Source organism: Elusimicrobiota bacterium, assembly GCA_026388155.1.
Lineage (GTDB): Bacteria > Elusimicrobiota > Elusimicrobia > Elusimicrobiales > UBA9959 > UBA9634.
The window spans coordinates 14,583-31,161 of record JAPLKI010000025.1 but is presented as its reverse complement, the minus strand read 5'-3'; the positions used below and the strand labels follow the sequence as shown (position 1 = coordinate 31,161).

Here is a 16,579-nt window from a genome sequence, read left to right as displayed (position 1 = left end):
GGATCGCTTGTTGTGAATTTTTTTACGAGGTCGAAAGCTTCAGGCAGGGGGGAACTAAAGATTAAGAAAAAGGCCCTTGTACCTTTTTCCCTAAGCCCATGAAAACTTTTATTGTCATTTCCCCGCAATACCCGCCGCGCCTGCGCTTTTTTATCAACAGGCTCAAAGCGCACGGTTTCATCGTGTTAGGCGTCGGAGACGCCGAATGGGGGGCCGTGGACGACGGGCTGAAAGCGGACCTTGCCGAGTATTGCCGGGCCGATCTTGCCTGTTATGCCGGAAATGAGGCCATCATTGATGAAAAATATGCCCCCATACGCGCAACCGTAGAGTATCTTAAAAACAAATACGGACCGCCGGAATACCTGGAATCCTTCAACGAGTGGTGGCTGCCCTTGGACGCGGCCCTCCGGCGGGACCTGGACATCCCGGGCATCAAACCGGCAGAACTTGCCCGCCTGGTCAGAAAATCGCTTATGAAGGGGCGTTTCATGCAGGCGGGGGTTGCGGTGGTGGACGGCGCGATGGTGACGGACCTTCAGAGTCTGCTCGCCTTCTTTGAAAAATCGGGGCGGGATATCGTTGTCAAGCCGGACCGGGGAGTAGGAGCTTCCGACACCTACCGGATACGTAACAGGGAGGAGGCGGAACATTTTTTTAATATCCGTAATCCCGCGTTCCCGTACTACATGGAAATGTTCATCGGGGACCCCGGGAGGGACCTGTATTCATTCGACGGTTTTACCGATGCTTCAGGGGAACCTGTGTTTTTTACCTGCCATCATTACAATGACGGCATCCTTGAGGTGGTGGAGGGAAATCCGCTCAGCTATCACAACCTGAGGGCGGAAGAAATACCGGCGGACCTGAAAGCGGCCGGCCTGTCGGCATTAAAAGCTTTTGACCTGAAAAAGAATTTTTTTCATATTGAATTCTTCCGGGTGAACGGCACTTGCTTCGGCCTGGAGATCAACGCGCGGCCTCCCGGTGTGCTGACCATGGACATGATCAACCATTCAAAGGGGATCGACTGCTGGGACCTTTACGCGCGGATGTGCGCGGGGGAAAAACCTGACGCGCGGTTCACGCGCGATATGGTCTGCACCTACGCGGCCAGGGTTCTTGACAGGCCCTACCAGTTGTCTCACGAGGAACTGCTGGCGTGCTACGGCCGCGAAATAGTTTTCCACATGCCCATGGACAGTAAAGTGATGGGCGACTACGCCTACCTGGTGCTGACGGAAACGCAGGAGCAAAGAATAGAAATCCTGGCCCGGATATCTGAACTGCGAAGCTGACGTTATGAAATACGGAAATTCCTGAACTCAGAAGGCGGCGGGGAAAACTTCAAAAAATTTAATAAAAAAACCCCGCTCTTTGTGTTGTTTTGCTGCAGATACGGATCCCCCGCCAGTCTTAAAAAGCCTGCCCTAATCTCCCATCCAGATCTTTCCTTTCTCGCAGAAGTGCCGTTGTTTGATGGCGCCGGAGCCGAAAAAGGCCGTGGAAGTTTCGCCTTCAGGGATATGAGTATCTCCTCTTCGGTAATTCTCTATATATATGGCAAGCTTGGTGGTGCCCTTCATGGAGCACAGGCTGGTATCGGGGATAGAACATAAAAAATATCTCCGGTATGTGGGCATTTTTATTATTTTCATGATGACAGTCGGCTCTTCCGTCAGCGTTTCTTCGGGGCAGGTGGTGGCTTTTGCGAGCCAGAGATATTCCGGTTCCGAAATTTCGCGATAGCCCTCTTTAAGCGCGGCTTCAATTTCTTTGTTCGTCTTCTCGGCCTGCGGGCTTGCAGGAACCGCTTCATATATCAGCAGCCAGGATTTCTTCCCGCTTTTGGCCAGGCGCAGCGCGGCGTCGCCCTCCGCCGTCAATTTGCCCGCTTTGTCAAAAAGGGGCGCCCCCGAATTATCGCGCAGCGCGAAGACGTCTCTAAGCGTCATCGGCTGGGCTTCAAAAAAAGCCACCGCGTCCCTGGATAAATAGGAAAGGTAAAGCCTGTAGCCGGCGCCAGTCAAGAAAAGTTTGGGGCCCTTCCCGCTTTGTTTCTCCAGAACCAGCCCGTTTAAAGCGTGGTTCTTCATTTTAAGGTAATCCACGGCGCCGTTCCTTTCGGCGACCGTAATATCCTTGAACAATTTCAGGTCTTCGGGAGCGGGCGAAGTTTTTTTCAGATCAACCGCCTGGCGTTCTTTTAACGCGGCAAGCGCCTGTTCCGGGAGGGTAAGCCCTGCCTCGATTTCAGCCAGGCGCGAGCGCGCCCTGGCGTTGCCCGGTTCGGCCGAAAGTATTTTTTCATAAACGCCGGAGGCCGACTTTAAATCTCCCCGCGTCTCAAAAATCCCGGCCAGACCGTTGAGGGCGGTTAAATCAGCGGGACTTGTTTTAAGGGCGGTTACATACGCTTTTTCCGCGTCCGCTTCCCGGCCCAGCTTAATTAAAGTTTCAGCCTTTTTAACCAGGCAAAAAGCCGCCATCGGACTGTTTTTGTAAAGTTCCGCAGCCCTGTTATATTCTTTCACGGCGTCTTCGTAGTGGCCAAGACGTATAAGCAGGCCGGCGCGGTCCTTGCACAGTTCGGGGTCTGAGGGGGTGAGTTTTAAACAGGCGCCGCTTGAGCGCTCTGCCGCTTCAAGGTTGCCGGCGGCAAGCTCGGAGCGGAAGGTCCGCGCGCATTTTTCAGCGTCCGCGGCGGATACTCTGACGGTGCGTACCTGCTGTCCGGACGGAGGCGCGCTTACGGCCTGCGGTTTTTGCGAGCCCGCGATTTTCCGGCCAGGCGCCGGCTGCGAAAGTTTTTTTATTTTTGCGTTTATAAACGCGGTATCCAGCCCCTGCCCCGCGCTTTTATTTTTTTTAAGCAAGGCAAGGGCTTTAATGTAATCCGCAAGGGCTGTTTTTGTTTCCCCGAATTGTTCCCTGACCGCGGCCCGGCTAAGGTAAGCCTTGCAATTGTCGGAGGATAATTCCACGCCTTGTGAAAGCATTTCTTCCGCTTTTGATTTATTTCCGGCTTTTGCCCAGGTAAGGCCGAATTCGCGGTAAACCGGATAAGGCGTTGCGTCAAGCTCCATAGCTTTTCTGCAGTTGGACAGCGCTGCCTGGGTTTCGCCTCCATTTCTATGTATTTTGCAGAGGCCGAGGTAATAACCGTAATAATCCTTATCTTTTTCCAGAACCTGGAAGGTGATGATTTTAAAAGCCATGGTTTGTTTTGTGACACCGGCTTGCTGCGGGCCTGCTTTTACCGGGGTTTCGGGTAAAAGTTCAAGCGTGTGAAGGTAAAGGTCTTTATCTGACGGGTTTTTTTTAAGCGCCGCAATGGCCGTATCAAGCGCACTGTCGGAAGGACCGGCGGCTTGAAGCTCTTTTGCCCGCTTGAGCGGGGCCGCTTTGTGGGCCAGCGGCCTTTGGAACGGCACCTCTGAAGGATTGGCCGGCTTTTGGCCAGTAGCCGCAAAAACCAATCCCGCCCCGGCCAGACAAGCCGGCGCAAGGCAGAAAAAAATAATTTTTTTACCGGCCGTTGACATGTTTCAGCCTTTTGTTAACTTAAAAGTGGTTCGGTAGAGTGGAAAGATTTGCTGTCGTGGCATATGGTATAAGGAGATCCTTCCCTAACCTCTAACCGCTAGCCTCTATCCCCTTTTTCCAGAAATTATCCTTGGAAGCGTAACGCCGCGCTGCGACTGGTATTTGCCTTTCCTGTCCTTGTAGGATATCTCGCATATCTTGTCGCTCTCAAGGAAAATCAGCTGCGCTATCCCCTCGTTCGAGTAAATTTTCGCCGGCAGGGGAGTGGTATTTGAAATTTCAAGGGTCAGGTGCCCCTCCCACTCCGGCTCAAGCGGGGTGATGTTCACCACTATTCCGCAGCGGGCGTAAGTGCTTTTGCCTATGCAGAGGCCGATAACGCCGCGCGGTATCCGGAAATATTCCACGGAGCGCGAGAGCGCGAAGGAATGAGCCGGCACTATGCAGTACGGAGCACGGATATCCACGAAAGATTTGGAGTTGAATTCTTTGGGATCCACCACGCAGTTATGCACGTCGGTGAAAACTTTATACTCATTTGCCACACGAATATCGTAACCGTAGGAGGAAAGCCCGTAGGAAATGCGGCCTTTAGCCACAAGTTTTTCCACAAAGGGGGAGATCATTTTGTTTTTCAGGCAATTCTCGCGTATCCACGAATCAGATTTGAGCATAATTCCTCCAGGCCCTGTAAAGCGCCTTCATTTTTTCAAATTTATTCAGGCGTATCCTGCCCCGCTTTACCCTGAAACCCGATGCGGTGATTTTTTCGAGCAGGGTTTCATAAACGGCCGCCATTACGAACGCGCTGAACAGTTTTTTTTTGCCGGCGGGATTTATCAGGGCGCGCGCTTTGGCGTAATAAGCCCTGGCTCTGCCGGCTTCAAAGCTCATCAATTCTATAAAATTGGGGGGATAATTCAAATCAAGCAGGTCATTCGCGCGGCAGCCGAATCTTCGCATGTCCTCGGAGGGAAGATAAAAGCGTCCGGCCAGCGCATCTTCCCTCGCGTCCCTTATGATATTGGTGAGCTGTACGGCATAGCCGAGGTTTTCGGCATATTCTCCGGCCCTCTGATCTTCGTAGCCGAAAATAGCAAGGCAGGTCAGCCCTACGGCTGAGGCTACCTTATACATATAGCTCTCAAGCTCGGCTATGGTGGAATAGGCGGTTTTATCAAGGTCCCGGCTTACGCCTTCAAGGACCAGCAGAAAATGTTCTTTTTTAAGAGGGAAAGTCGAAACAGCTTCTTTAAGACCCTGTATCGTTCCGGTTCCTTCTCCTGAAAAAAGCGCCTCTATTTCCATTTTCCAGGAGGCAAGCGCCGCGAGTTTCTTGCTTTTATCAGGCGCGGGGTCGTCGGCTATATCGTCAACGGCTCTCGCGTAAGCATAGAAAGCGGACAGCGCCCTGCGCTGGGCGCCGCCCAGAAACATGAATGCCGCGCTGAAATTAGAGGTTTTGTATGCCGGTCCCGTCATCACTTCAGGGCTTCCAGATACTTCATGAATTTCTGCCAGCCTGCCGCCTTTTCAAAGGCCAGTTCGCCGTAGGTGTCGTTGTATTCTACCAGGGTCCCGGGCTTTCCGGGAATATCTATGGAAATCCCGTGGGTGTTGGAATAATCCTTGCCCGTGCGGTCTTTGCCCTGGTAGACATTTTTTATTACAAGCTCGTCGGTTATGAATTTCTTGAGGTCTTCTCCGGCCGCCCTGAATTTGCCTGCCCCTGGAAGGGAGGTGTTCAGGCTGATGTTGACGAGCTCCACAAAATTGTAGAGGTCGCCGTAAAAAGATATCTGCTTGTCCGGGTCCGTTACTTCGTCTCCCACCTCAAAGCGCAGCAGGCCCTCTTTCGCTTTTTTATAAGCCCCGGTATCATTGACTTCCATGGCAAGCGCGGCCCAGTTTTTGGCTTTCCGGGCGAAAGCGGCAAGCTTATCGGGTCTGATGGCCGAGAGCTGGGTTCCGTACTTCGACTTTTCAAGCATGTCGGCATACTCGGGCCTCGAGTACATCTCTTTAAAAGTGTCCACAAGATAAAGGCCGGCTTTATACGCGGAGGCTTCGGGAGTTTTAAGCATCAGCGCGAAAAAATCCTCAAAATTAAAACTGGGCAGCTGTATAACCTCTTCCGACCCCACGATGATATCCGCGCCGTCCTTGATCTCATAGGCCACTTCCGCCATCTGCATGAAGCAGGCCATCGAGGCGTAAAGGTCGACTTTGCCCGCTTCCTTGAATATCTTTCCCAGGTCCGTAGTCTTTATATAGTTGCCGGTGACAAAATCGTGGGAAATGGATTTGGATGGCGTGCTCGCGTCGTCCACGTGGTTCGCGCCGAAATTTTTGGGGTCCAGCCAGCCCCAGCCGTGGTCCCATATGATGAGCATATAGCGTTTCGAACTGTAATTTCCCCTGGCCCATTTAACGAAAGAAACCACTTCCTTGTAATCGCCCATGTCAGCCCTGCCCAGGTCCATAAGCACGGGCGAGGTTATGTGGTCCTTGTCGGCGTCCTTGACCACCAGATATCTTCTTACGCCGTCCCAGTCGCCGTCGGCCTGTGTGTCGTTCTCCAGGCCTTTTGAGCGGCCGAGTTCCACAACAATGTTGACCTTATCGCTTGAGCCCACGGTTTCAAAGCGGTTAAAGTCGCCCAGCGCGAAGGGCTCTATGTTGCTTTTGCCGTTCATGAATACCATGATGGTCCAGTCTTTGATATTTTCCGTTTTTGCTTTTCCGGCCTGAGGATCGTATGAGGATACAGCGGGTGAAGATGAAATCTGCGCCGCGTTCAGCGAGTTAAGTTTAAAATCAGGCAGGCCGTCCGGTAAGGACATGGATGGTAAGGCGGCCGATAGCGGGGGCACAAATCCGGATAAAGCTGTCAGCAAAGCGGCGAGTTTAAGCATGATGGCTCCTTAAGTCTTACGCGCGTTATAATATTATTGACCGAAAGAGCCTGTAAAGTCAAGGGACAAAAGGCCCAGAGAGAGGGAGTAATTTAGTAATCAAGACGGTAAAGCGGCTGGGAATCCGGGCCTTTACCCCATATATTTCAGTTTTTCCTCGCTAAGGTGGTCGTAATATTCCAGCAGGCTTTCTCTTGCGGAGGTCGCCTTGTAAATTTTTCCGATCGGGAAAATAAATGTTTTCCAGGGCGTTTGCATGGACCATAAACCGTCGTTGCCTTCCACGTTGTACCAGGAAGCCTTAAAGTCTTTCGTCAGGGTTCCCGCCAGAATATGACCGTAGCAGCGCAGAAGTTTCCAGCCGTCGGCGGTGGGCGGGACATTGGGGTGAAAACTATTTTTTAAGATTTGCTCCAGTTTTATCAGGCCGGTGCGCCCTGTTTCTATATAGCTGGTTTCGCCCAGGGATGAGGCTAAAATAAGAATGCGTTTATGCTCGGTTTGGGCTTCGGTTATTTTTTCCGGATGGCTCATAACCCTGGAGCGTACCGCGACCACTCCCTGCAGCTTTGCGCCCGGAGCGGAGTTCAGCTCTTCTTCCATATAGTGCAGATATTTTATCAGCCAGCCGGGTTCAGGCAGGTCGTCCTGCCAGAGCAGTTTCCACACGCGTTCTACAGGATAACTTGTAATCTTCCTTGAGGGCTGCTCAAAGATCATAGGCCAGCCCCACGGGTCAAAGTCCTGGAATTTTATCAGCCGGCCTTTAAGCCGTTCCTGCAGGACATAGCAAAGAAAAGCGGAGCAATCCTTAACCGCATTCAATCTCTCCTGCGGATTATCTTTGGTCTTAATGAAAGTAAGGCGGAGTTTCCGTTCAATCTGCGTAAGACCGTCCGCGTTAAAATAGATTTTTTCCCCGAACTGGTCCTCCAGGTCCGAGGCGAGCGTGAAAGCGCGCGACAGGAAAGAATCTTTTTTAGTTTCCTCTTGGGAGGCGCTGTGAGACGATAATATGCCTTTGAACGTTTCCAGTTTTGTGTCCGGCGCGTTTGCCTGGCTGCGTTTCGCGTCAGCGGACGCGTCCTTGCCTCCTCCCGGCAAGCCGGTCTGCCTGCCTGGTTGCGGCTGCGGCACACCGGCGGGCGGGGCGCTTTTTACCGGCTTGGAGGCGGATGCATTGACGCTTCTGGAACTTATCTTCGGTGCGGCGGCTTCAAGTGAAACTGTGGCTTCCTCGGTTTTGACGCCGCCGTCCGCTTGTCCGCCTGCGGGCGTGCCCGGTTTTTGAGCCGGAAGCTTATCAGCCGTGCTGTTTGGCTGAGTCGGAGTGCCGCCAGTACCCATTTCTGACGGCTGCGGCTCTGAGCTGTCGCGGGCCTCTGGCGCCAGAGCGGGCGGCGGGGCGACGCTCTCCGCCGGCGCGTACGGTGTTTGCACGGCGGGGACCGGAGATCCTTTTGCCGCGGGCGGCGGGGAGGGAGGCTTTGCCTCCAAAATTGAGCGAAAGGCGTTTTTAAAAAGCCACTGGACTTTATCTTTTGGAAATTGCGCGGCCAGGCGTCCGACCGAGGCCGGTTCAGTAAGGGCTAGTTCAGCGGCGATAGCCGCGGCCTCCTCTAATTCATTCCCTTTAAGCAGGGCCAGAACCAGATTCGCCCTTGCCTGCGGCGAGGGGAAAAGGCGTGACGATTCTCTGTAGCAGATCTCGGCGCGGGCTGAGCGGCCTAAACGTAAAAAAAAGTTTCCGGCGTAAAAAAACATTCTGGAACTTACTTTTAAATGGCTTTCAAGTGCGGCTTCAAAAGCCGCGACAGCCTCTCGGAGGACATCGGGGTCTTCGGTCTTCATTACCTTGCCGGCGCCCGCAAGCGCCAGGCCGAAAAGCGCTTCCTGCCGTTCATCCCCTGCGTCCAGGAGAGTTCCAAATATGCGTTGAGCCTCGGCAGTTTTTCCTTCGTCCAGATCAAGCCAGGCGGTCTCAAGACTTTTTTTACGGTCCAGGCCGGTGCCCTGCGGGATGGACAGGAGTATCTCACGGGCTTTGCGCGGATTGTCGGTCCGGCGGTAAATTTCGGCCAGCAGGCATAACGCCCGCGGACTTCTATCGTCCTTCAGCAGATCATAGGCGTCCTGGTAAAGGTCAAGTTCCGCGAGCGCGGCCGCTTTTATGAAATTTGCCTGCGGCCCGGCGCCCGCGAACGAGGCCATGTAATAAGCGCTGTGCGGCCGTATCTGCTCTAAAGACCGCGTAGCCAGCCTAACGGAATTGGAGGGGTTGTATCCTTTGCCTGTTTCAGCGGCGGACGGTTCCAACGGGGGATAAGCCAGTGTTTCAAGCGCGCCTATTATCAGGGAAAGCTGAAGCCGGTTAAGGCGAACTTCAGGCCCCGCGGCGCCGGAACTGCCGCCTGACGGGTTGAATGTGAAAAAATCCGCGTTCTGGGAATGAAAATAGAAGTTGAGGAGTTCCAGCGGAGACTTTATCGCAAAAGGAGGTTTGGGCAGACGCGCGTCGGTGAATGCCGGCAGCAGGGTATAATTTTGATCCTTGTAAACAGGGATGGTGAAAAGACGGATTCCGGCGGAATTTATTTCAACCAGCGGGGCGGCCAGTTCATGAAAAGACTTGAAGCTTTCGATGATGTCCCCGAAAGAAGCCTGCCCCGGCTTAAAAATGTTAAAATCATATTGCTTGTCCGGTGTCATAGCGGATATTTTACATTTTTAAACCCGGATTTTGCGCTTGAAGTTTGTGTTATTTCAAAATGGCGGATATAAAAGGCAAATACTCAGGTGGCCGGAAATCGGGCCGTCTGATAGACATAGCCCCGCTCTTTTGGATTAAAGTTCAACCAAAAGGGCGGGAGATAGCCCTTGTTACGACACAGCCATCGGCCAGAATTCAGGAGTCGGAATTGGGGAGCTGGAATCTAAAACTTAGAATCTAAACTCTAAAATCTGAATTCTGTCTGCCAGGATAGTAATGATAAATTATGAAAATAGTTCTGGCTACCCGCAATCCCAATAAATCAGGCGAGATCCTGCAGATATTCGGCAAGTCCGATTTTGAATTTAAAACTCTGGCGGATTTCGCGGGTGCGCCGGAAGTCGATGAGGACGGATCCACGCTTGAAGAAAATGCCTTAAAGAAGGCTCGCTCCGCGGCGGGGTTTACCGGCCTGCCGGCGCTGGCCGACGATACGGGGCTTGAGGTGGACGCTCTTGGCGGCGCGCCGGGGGTTTTTTCCGCGCGCTACGCGGGCCCCGGCTGTTCTTACGAGGAAAACAATAAAAAACTGCTGGAAGCCCTTTCCGGCCTGCCTGCCGCGAAAAGAAGCGCCCGCTTCAGGTGCGTGGTGGCGCTTGTTTATCCTGATGGGAAATCTCTTATGGCGCAAGGGCAGCTTGAGGGTTTTATAACCCGCAGAGCCAGGGGAAAGGACGGCTTTGGCTACGACCCCGTTTTTGAGGTGAATGCTCTTGGAAAAACCCTGGCGGAGCTCGCGCCGGAGGAAAAAAATTCCATAAGCCACAGGGCCGCGGCGCTGCGCGCCATGATTAACCTGCTCAAAAACCGGTGAAGGCGGGCAGACTGAAGGTTGAAGATTTACCCCGCACTTTTTCCCAACAGGTAGGGGAAACCGCCATGCGGTGTCACTTAAGGAGTTGGGAAGGGGTCGTCTACTAAGGGCCTATGTCCACCAGACGGCCAACTTCAGCCTTTAGCTCTAAACCTTCAGCCTTCCGAAAGTTGCATTTTTTTTGTTCAGCCCCTGTCCCAATATGGAGTAAAAGTAATTGCAACTTTCGGAGTAATGCTATAATATTCCCGTGAAGATAAGGATTTTTCATAAGTTCGTGGCGGTAATGCTTGCCATTTCCGTCATTCCTCTTTCGTTGCTTGGCTGGCGGCTCATAAACATGGGCCAGCTTGGCGTGCAGACCGCTATCCTTGAATTGCACCTGAACATCGCCGAAAGAATAGCTTCCGGCTTCCGTTCCCGTATCTCTTCCACCGACTCCGAACTGCGCTTTGTGCTGGACGCCCTGGCTCAAATGGATTGGGAAAATAAACAGACGCTTATGGCCTCTTTCCTGCAAACCGACCGGGATATGCTGGAAGTGTCGGTGCTTTCTCCCGAAGGACAGGAGGTGCTTAAGGCTATAAGCCCTTTTGTCAAGGGCGGGGGGACATTGGTTTCTCACGGTTCCGAGCCCGGCTTTAAGGAACTGCGCAAGACCGGCCGGCGCGTTATAAATTTCAGCCTGGCCGGCGGGTCAAAAAAACTGATCCTTTACTACCCGTTCGGAAAACAGATGGCTCTTAGGGCGGAGCTTGATATGGCAGGCTTCATGAATTCTCTTGATCTGCGCAAGCTTGGCAGCGGCGGGTTCCCCGTGATCCTTAACTCCGAGGGCAGGGCCATTGCGTATCCGGGCGATATTGATCCCGAGGAGGTGAGAGAGGCCGGCCTTTGGCAGATTTCCAAAACCGCGCTTACTTCTCTCTCATCCGGCTCGTCCGAATTTAAGGATTCCCGCGGTAAAAAGTTTCTTGGCGCCTATGCGCCGATCCCTGAAATAGGAGGAGCGGTTATAGTCAGACAGCCGCAAGAAGTCGCTTTCCGCTACGCCAGTTTCATGCGGGAGCAGGCGCTTTATTGGGTGATCGTTTTCGTGCTGCTCGCGGTGGCCGCGGCCTGGCTGATGTCCAGGAACCTTTCAAGACCCATCACCAAATTGACGGAAGTAGCCGCCGGCGTTGCCGCCGGGGATTTTTCAAGGACCGTGACTGTTACCACCGCGGACGAACTGCGCGACCTGGCGGAAACTTTCAATAACATGGTGCGCCGCCTTAAAACCTATTCCGATATGCAGGTGGACCGCATTATCCGGGAGCAAAAAAACACTGAAGCCGTGCTTTTTTCTACGGAGGACGGCATAGTGATGATAGACAAGGAGCGTAATGTTCAGCTGGTCAACCGCCGCGCGCGTTCGGTGCTTGGGCTTAGCGCCGACGGACAGTTTGAGGGAAAAGCTCTTTTGCAGCTTATAAGCGACGCTAAAATAAAAGAGCTTATCGCCGAGGTGCTTGAGAGTAAAAAAGAGGATTTCTCAAGCGTTTTTGAAGTTGATCTGCAACATTCCAGGCGTTTTTTTAAATGCTTCGTGCGGCCCATAACCGCCCCGGGAAAAGCGGAGGAGCTCGGCACGCTGGTCGCTTTCTCCGATATCACGCTTGACAGGGAACTTGCGAGGATAAAGGACGAATTCCTTCACTCCATTACCCATGATCTGCGCAATCCCATGGGAGCCATAAAAGGTTTTATCGAATTTATGCTGAAGGAAATTCCCGGCCCGGTAAACGAGTCCCAGCGTAAAATGCTGGTGTCAATGGATAAGGCCGCGTTCAGACTGCTTGGGATGATAAATAATATTCTCGACATCGCCAAGATGGAGGCGGGTAAGATGGAACCGAAACTGACCCCCGTCAATTTAAACGAGGTCGGGCAGAGAGTTATTGAACTGATGGAGTCTTTGGGCCAGCGAAAGAATATCAAGTTCATCCTTGAGGCAAAAAAAACGGTGACGCTCACGGCCGACTCGGTCCTTATGGAGAGAATGTTTACGAACCTCATCGGAAACGCCATCAAATTCAGCCCTGAAAACGGCTCTATTACGCTGGGGCTGGAAGATGGGGACGGTCAAATAACGGCTTTTGTCCAGGATACGGGCGATGGCATTCCCCTCGAATACCTTGATAAAATATTTGAAAAATTTGAACAGGTCAAGGGCCAGAAAGCGGGCGGTACGGGCCTTGGACTTACTATCTGCAAGTACATCTCCGCCGCGCACCAGGGGCGCATCTGGGTGGAGTCTGAACCCGGCAAGGGAGCTAAATTTATTTTTACCGTGCCCAAAAATCTGACCTCCGATGATAACGGCAAAGTGTCGGTGAGGACGGAGGCCGGATGACCGGGCAATCTGTCACCCCGCCACCTGCTTCGGTACCGAGGGGGCCCGGCAAAGCCGGGCAAGCCCCGCCCTTTTGGGGCAATGTAACGGGTTATTGACGAAATTATGTCTAAAGACGATAGCATACGAACCAAAAGAGCGGGACAAGCACGTGGTGGGGCCAAAGCCGGGCGTTCAGACGGCGGGGGTATGCCGGAGACAGGCGTGTGGTCTTTCCTGCTGGGGCTTTGCCTTTCCCTTTTTGCCGGCAGGGCATCGGCCCAGGAGCTGCAGAATATTGTGGTGCGCCCCGGCGATACGCTTTGGAGCCTTTCACAAACTTACCTGAAAGACCCGACCAGGTGGAATGAACTGCTCAAATATAACAAACTGCCTTCCTCCGACCCCTCAATCGCGCTGCCGGGCATGGCTCTCAGGGTGCCGACAGTCCTTATAAAGGAGCAGTATCGGGCGGCCAAGCTTATCAATTACATCAACGAGGTCCTTCTCAGGCCCAACGGCTCCGCCGATTGGAAGGCTGTGGAAGCTAAGATGGAACTTTTTAAAAACGACACTCTGCGCACCACCGTGAACGCCAGGGCCGATGTCAGATTTTACACCGGCGAAATCCTTAACCTGTATCCCAATTCCATAGCGGTTCTGCGTCCGCCCAATAAACAGGCGGATGTCGAGCTGCTGAGCGGGGAAATGCGCGGGATGCGTTCTAGGGTCGTAACTACTTCCGCGAGAATAATCCCCAAAACTAAAAATACCGAATTCGGCGCCAAAATAAAAGATGATCTGACCACGCTTGTGCAGGTTTATACCGGCCGCGCCTCCGTAGAATCTCAAGGCAAGACGGTGGAAGTGCCGGCGGGTTTCGCCTCCGAGGTTAAACTTGATATGCCGCCATCACAGCCGATAAAGCTTCCTCCGCCGCCGGAATTTGAACAGGGCGGAACCCCCACCCTGGCTGGCGCGGGAAATGGGCCGCAGATAAAATTGGAAGGCGGGCTCATTTCCTTTAAAATGGGGCGGACGGAAAAAACAGGAACGCAGACGCAGCAGGGAGATAAAAACCCCGATTTTATACCAGGCGTGCCCAAGGTGGCTGACCCGAACTACAGGGCTATAAAAAACGAAGATCTGGTAAAGATGATCTCAGTGGCCAGCCCGGTGCAGGCCTACCATATACAGATAGCCGTCGATCAGAGTTTCACAAAGATCGTGTTGGACCGGCAATATGACGCGTTAGACACCATAGACCTTAATAAACAGCTGCCGCCGGGAGTTTACTGGATGAGGGTTTCTTATGTTGACCTGCTTGGCTTTGAAGGGAAATTTAACGCTCCGCGGCAGATAACACTGGGGCAGGCGGGTACCCGGTAATAAGAGTATGCGGTCACAAGATTATATTCAGGATTTAAGATTTAAAATTAGAATACAATCTCCAAATTTCCCCTGATTTTTACTTTTTCCTGCTTATCCGGTCTTGAATCCTAAATCTTGAGTCTTCAGTTTTCCCTCCAGCAGCTTGATTGTCCTTGTTGTGCCTTTAACCATAGGCCTTGACAAGTCAAGGGATATGTGGTATAAGATAGTTGTGGTTTACTATTATGTGTATCTGAGGGAGGCATGCGGCGGCAGGCCGCGGTAGTTGTTGCGTTGCGTACAATAGGGAGCACGAAAAGGCATCTGGCAGGCGCAATCTTTTCGTGCTCCCTTTCTTTTTGCCTGTTTTTGCCTTACTGGGTCGTTCAAACCTTCCATAATCTTAAAACCAGCTTGTCTTTCATCTGGTTTCCTTTTATTACTTTTAATTAATATAATCCATTTATCGTATGCCACTTCCGGCCGCCATACTTGTCTGCTTTCTTCTTTTGCGCGGATCAGCATTTGCCTCGCTTGAAAACACGCAGGTAAAAACCGTGTGGGACAGACTGATGGAGGAACAGAGCTCCCTTAACCTGCGCAAAGGTTACGCTTTAATGAACTCCGAACGATATCCCGAAGCTGCGGATGAATTCTTGAAAGCGCTTGAAAAAACCCCCGACGATCCAAGCGCCCTCGTGCTTTACGGCGCCAGCCTCTATTGGCTAGGGGAGCCTCAAAAAGCGGTGGAAGAATTTGATTCCGCTTTGAAACGTGATCCCCGGAATGCCATGGCTTTTCAGCTTAAGGGTATAGTGCGCGCCTGGCAGGGCGATTACGAAGGGGCGCTTGATAATTTTACCAGGTCGGACGCTATAGCGGGCGACCGCGCGGATATAAAAATGAATATCGGTTCGATTTATCATTCCATGGGTTTATACGAGAAGGCGCTTGATTACTCGAGGCTCGCGGTTTCGCTTGAGCCCGATAACCCTCTTTACCGTTTTCAAATCGGTCTTCTTTACTCGCGGCTGGGGCGTTATGACCAGGCGGCGGCGGAATTAAAAAAAGCGCTTTCTATTTATCCGGATTACGAGGATGCAATGCTCGAACTGGCCGCTTTATACGACAGGCGCGGTGATTACGGCGCGGCCGTAAAGCTTTACAGAAAGGCTTTGGTTTTAAAACCCGGCGATTCGGTGGTGCGCTTCCGTCTGGCCTGGACGCTTTTGAAAACCGGCGAACGCAGCGGCGGGGAAATAAAAAAAGTTTTGGAGGGGGCGTTTTTGCTTACTCCTAAAAATGACAAGGGAGGCATTTCCATAACGCTTGCCTACGCGGGCGGCGGCGGGCCCGGCTCGGAAACCCATGAAAACACAAGCGCCGGAGACAGCCCGCTTGAAAACGCCGTGGCTAAAATTCCGGAAGACGAGGATGTAAAGATAAAGGTCGAAATCCTGGAACTTCCAAAAACCGGGCTTGTTAAAATAGACCCGGAAAAGCCAAGCGCCCTTAAAGACCAGCTGTCGGCCGCTTACAAAAGACCGCGTCTTTCCTACACGAAAAAGGAATATTTTATGGCGGCCGGGAAGTCCGCCGGAAGGCTTGAAAAAGCGGCCGCTATTTCAGCTGAAGTAAAAAAAATGATGCAGGACGTTTCCCCCGGAAACGACGCGAAGCTTTCTTTGAACATTGAAACGCATAAAAGCGCCGGCAGCCGGGAGGCAGCCGGCGCGCCCGGGGCCGGCGGGCCAAGGGCCGCTGAAGTCAGCTACAAGCCCAGAAATGTCGGCAATGACATGGGGCTTTGGGTTATGGGCGACAACTGGCTTGAAAATGTTTCCGACGCGGTTGAAGAGATGGAGAACCCGGCGCTTGCCGCGAATACGGCGGCGGGGCAGCCTCGCGGGTCTGGACCTGAAACAGTTCCGGAGTTCGGCGCGGTGCTGGGCCTCGGCTATCTGTTGCTTGGCCGCGCTGATTCCGCCCTGGATGAATTTGACGTGAAAAGCGGTGTTCTATCCGACTTGGGCAGGACCGCGGCATTAGTGGAAAAGGGAGATGAGGCCGGAGGCCTTAAAGCCTGCCGTGAGGCGCTCAAAAAAGAACCTGAAAATCAAACAGCCCTCTCCAATATCAAATGGCTTTCGGGAGGCGGGTTAAAGCAGGGGGAAGAGGCACAGAGCGGAAAAGGTTCAAAGTTATAAATAGCTCCTTCACTTTATGCATATGCGCCTTTTGTCTTGTTCACAATGAAAAAAAATCTGGCTATAGCCTTCAGGAGTTACAGCCTTAAAGAGATCTTTGTGGCGAAACTTTTTTTCAGCTACAATTACTGGCTCTCCGGTTTCCGCACTATTGAGAAAAGGGAGGCCGGTTCGCGTTTGGGCTTTACTCTTGAAACCGCGCGCGGACAGCGCTTTGAACTGGCTTCAAAAAATCTGTTCGGTCCGGCGCGGCTGAATAAATACGGAGTGAATCTGCCCGGACTTGAGACGGCTTTCAAAGAGGCCTTTGAGTCTGCCGCGAAGGATAAAAAAATACTGTTCCTTGATGAGCTTGGCCCGATGACCCTGCTTTCGCCTGCCGTCCGGCGTATGGCGGCGGAGGCGCTTGTCTCCTCCGTGCCCTGCCTGGTTTTTTTCAGGCGCGGGGCTAAAAGTTTTGAAGGGACGCTTTCGGGGCTTGATAATACGGCGGTGGCCGATCTGAACCCGGACGCCGTCAGGCTGCGGCAGCAGACCGAAAGCTGGTTTGAGGAATGCATTCGCGGATTGAAGGAGCTGTAA

At 52.7% G+C, this 16,579-nt stretch carries 12 protein-coding genes; 6 read left to right on the top strand and 6 right to left on the bottom strand.

Annotated features, from left to right (window positions below):
• The first annotated feature begins 98 nt into the window (after nucleotides 1–98).
• On the top strand, nucleotides 99–1,298 hold the full coding sequence (locus NTX59_12375) for a hypothetical protein (GenBank protein MCX5786471.1): 1,200 nt from the start codon (nucleotides 99–101) through the stop codon (nucleotides 1,296–1,298).
• Nucleotides 1,299–1,430: 132 nt separating this feature from the next.
• Here the strand turns inward: NTX59_12375 and NTX59_12370 are convergent, their stop codons facing one another.
• From NTX59_12370 to NTX59_12350, 5 genes are all read right to left on the bottom strand, one after another.
• The gene (locus NTX59_12370; protein MCX5786470.1) at nucleotides 1,431–3,545 is read right to left on the bottom strand and encodes a tetratricopeptide repeat protein; all 2,115 of its coding nucleotides are present in this window, start codon (nucleotides 3,543–3,545) and stop codon (nucleotides 1,431–1,433) included.
• A 105-nt stretch (nucleotides 3,546–3,650) separates the two neighbouring features.
• On the bottom strand, nucleotides 3,651–4,223 hold the full coding sequence (dcd, locus tag NTX59_12365; GenBank protein MCX5786469.1) for a dCTP deaminase: 573 nt from the start codon (nucleotides 4,221–4,223) through the stop codon (nucleotides 3,651–3,653).
• Nucleotides 4,207–5,028 carry a squalene/phytoene synthase family protein gene (locus tag NTX59_12360; GenBank protein ID MCX5786468.1) on the bottom strand — a complete coding sequence of 274 codons (822 nt, stop codon included), beginning with the start codon at nucleotides 5,026–5,028 and terminating at the stop codon, nucleotides 4,207–4,209. The genes dcd and NTX59_12360 overlap by 17 nt, the downstream gene beginning before the upstream one ends.
• Nucleotides 5,028–6,461: a clostripain-related cysteine peptidase gene (locus NTX59_12355; protein MCX5786467.1), complete on the bottom strand. Its 1,434-nt coding sequence runs from the start codon at nucleotides 6,459–6,461 to the stop codon at nucleotides 5,028–5,030. Before NTX59_12355 ends, NTX59_12360 begins: the two co-directional genes overlap by 1 nt.
• Nucleotides 6,462–6,593: 132 nt before the next feature.
• Entirely contained in the window at nucleotides 6,594–9,170 is a 2,577-nt protein-coding gene (locus NTX59_12350; GenBank protein ID MCX5786466.1) for a hypothetical protein, read from the bottom strand.
• A gap of 287 nt (nucleotides 9,171–9,457) precedes the next feature.
• Here NTX59_12350 and NTX59_12345 point away from each other — a divergent pair, with 287 nt between their 5' ends.
• From NTX59_12345 to NTX59_12335, 3 genes are all read left to right on the top strand, one after another.
• Nucleotides 9,458–10,045 carry an XTP/dITP diphosphatase gene (locus NTX59_12345; GenBank protein MCX5786465.1) on the top strand — a complete coding sequence of 196 codons (588 nt, stop codon included), beginning with the start codon at nucleotides 9,458–9,460 and terminating at the stop codon, nucleotides 10,043–10,045.
• Between the two features lie 250 nt (nucleotides 10,046–10,295).
• Nucleotides 10,296–12,440 carry an ATP-binding protein gene (locus tag NTX59_12340; protein ID MCX5786464.1) on the top strand — a complete coding sequence of 715 codons (2,145 nt, stop codon included), beginning with the start codon at nucleotides 10,296–10,298 and terminating at the stop codon, nucleotides 12,438–12,440.
• Nucleotides 12,441–12,545: 105 nt separating this feature from the next.
• Entirely contained in the window at nucleotides 12,546–13,808 is a 1,263-nt protein-coding gene (locus tag NTX59_12335; GenBank protein ID MCX5786463.1) for a LysM peptidoglycan-binding domain-containing protein, read from the top strand.
• Between the two features lie 225 nt (nucleotides 13,809–14,033).
• Here the strand turns inward: NTX59_12335 and NTX59_12330 are convergent, their stop codons facing one another.
• A complete protein-coding gene (locus tag NTX59_12330; GenBank protein ID MCX5786462.1) occupies nucleotides 14,034–14,315 on the bottom strand; it encodes a hypothetical protein in 282 nt (93 codons plus the stop codon).
• Here NTX59_12330 and NTX59_12325 point away from each other — a divergent pair.
• The gene (locus NTX59_12325; protein ID MCX5786461.1) at nucleotides 14,300–15,997 is read left to right on the top strand and encodes a tetratricopeptide repeat protein; all 1,698 of its coding nucleotides are present in this window, start codon (nucleotides 14,300–14,302) and stop codon (nucleotides 15,995–15,997) included. The two genes, NTX59_12330 and NTX59_12325, sit on opposite strands and share 16 nt — an antisense overlap.
• Before the next feature lie 45 nt (nucleotides 15,998–16,042).
• On the top strand, nucleotides 16,043–16,579 hold the full coding sequence (locus NTX59_12320) for a hypothetical protein (protein ID MCX5786460.1): 537 nt from the start codon (nucleotides 16,043–16,045) through the stop codon (nucleotides 16,577–16,579).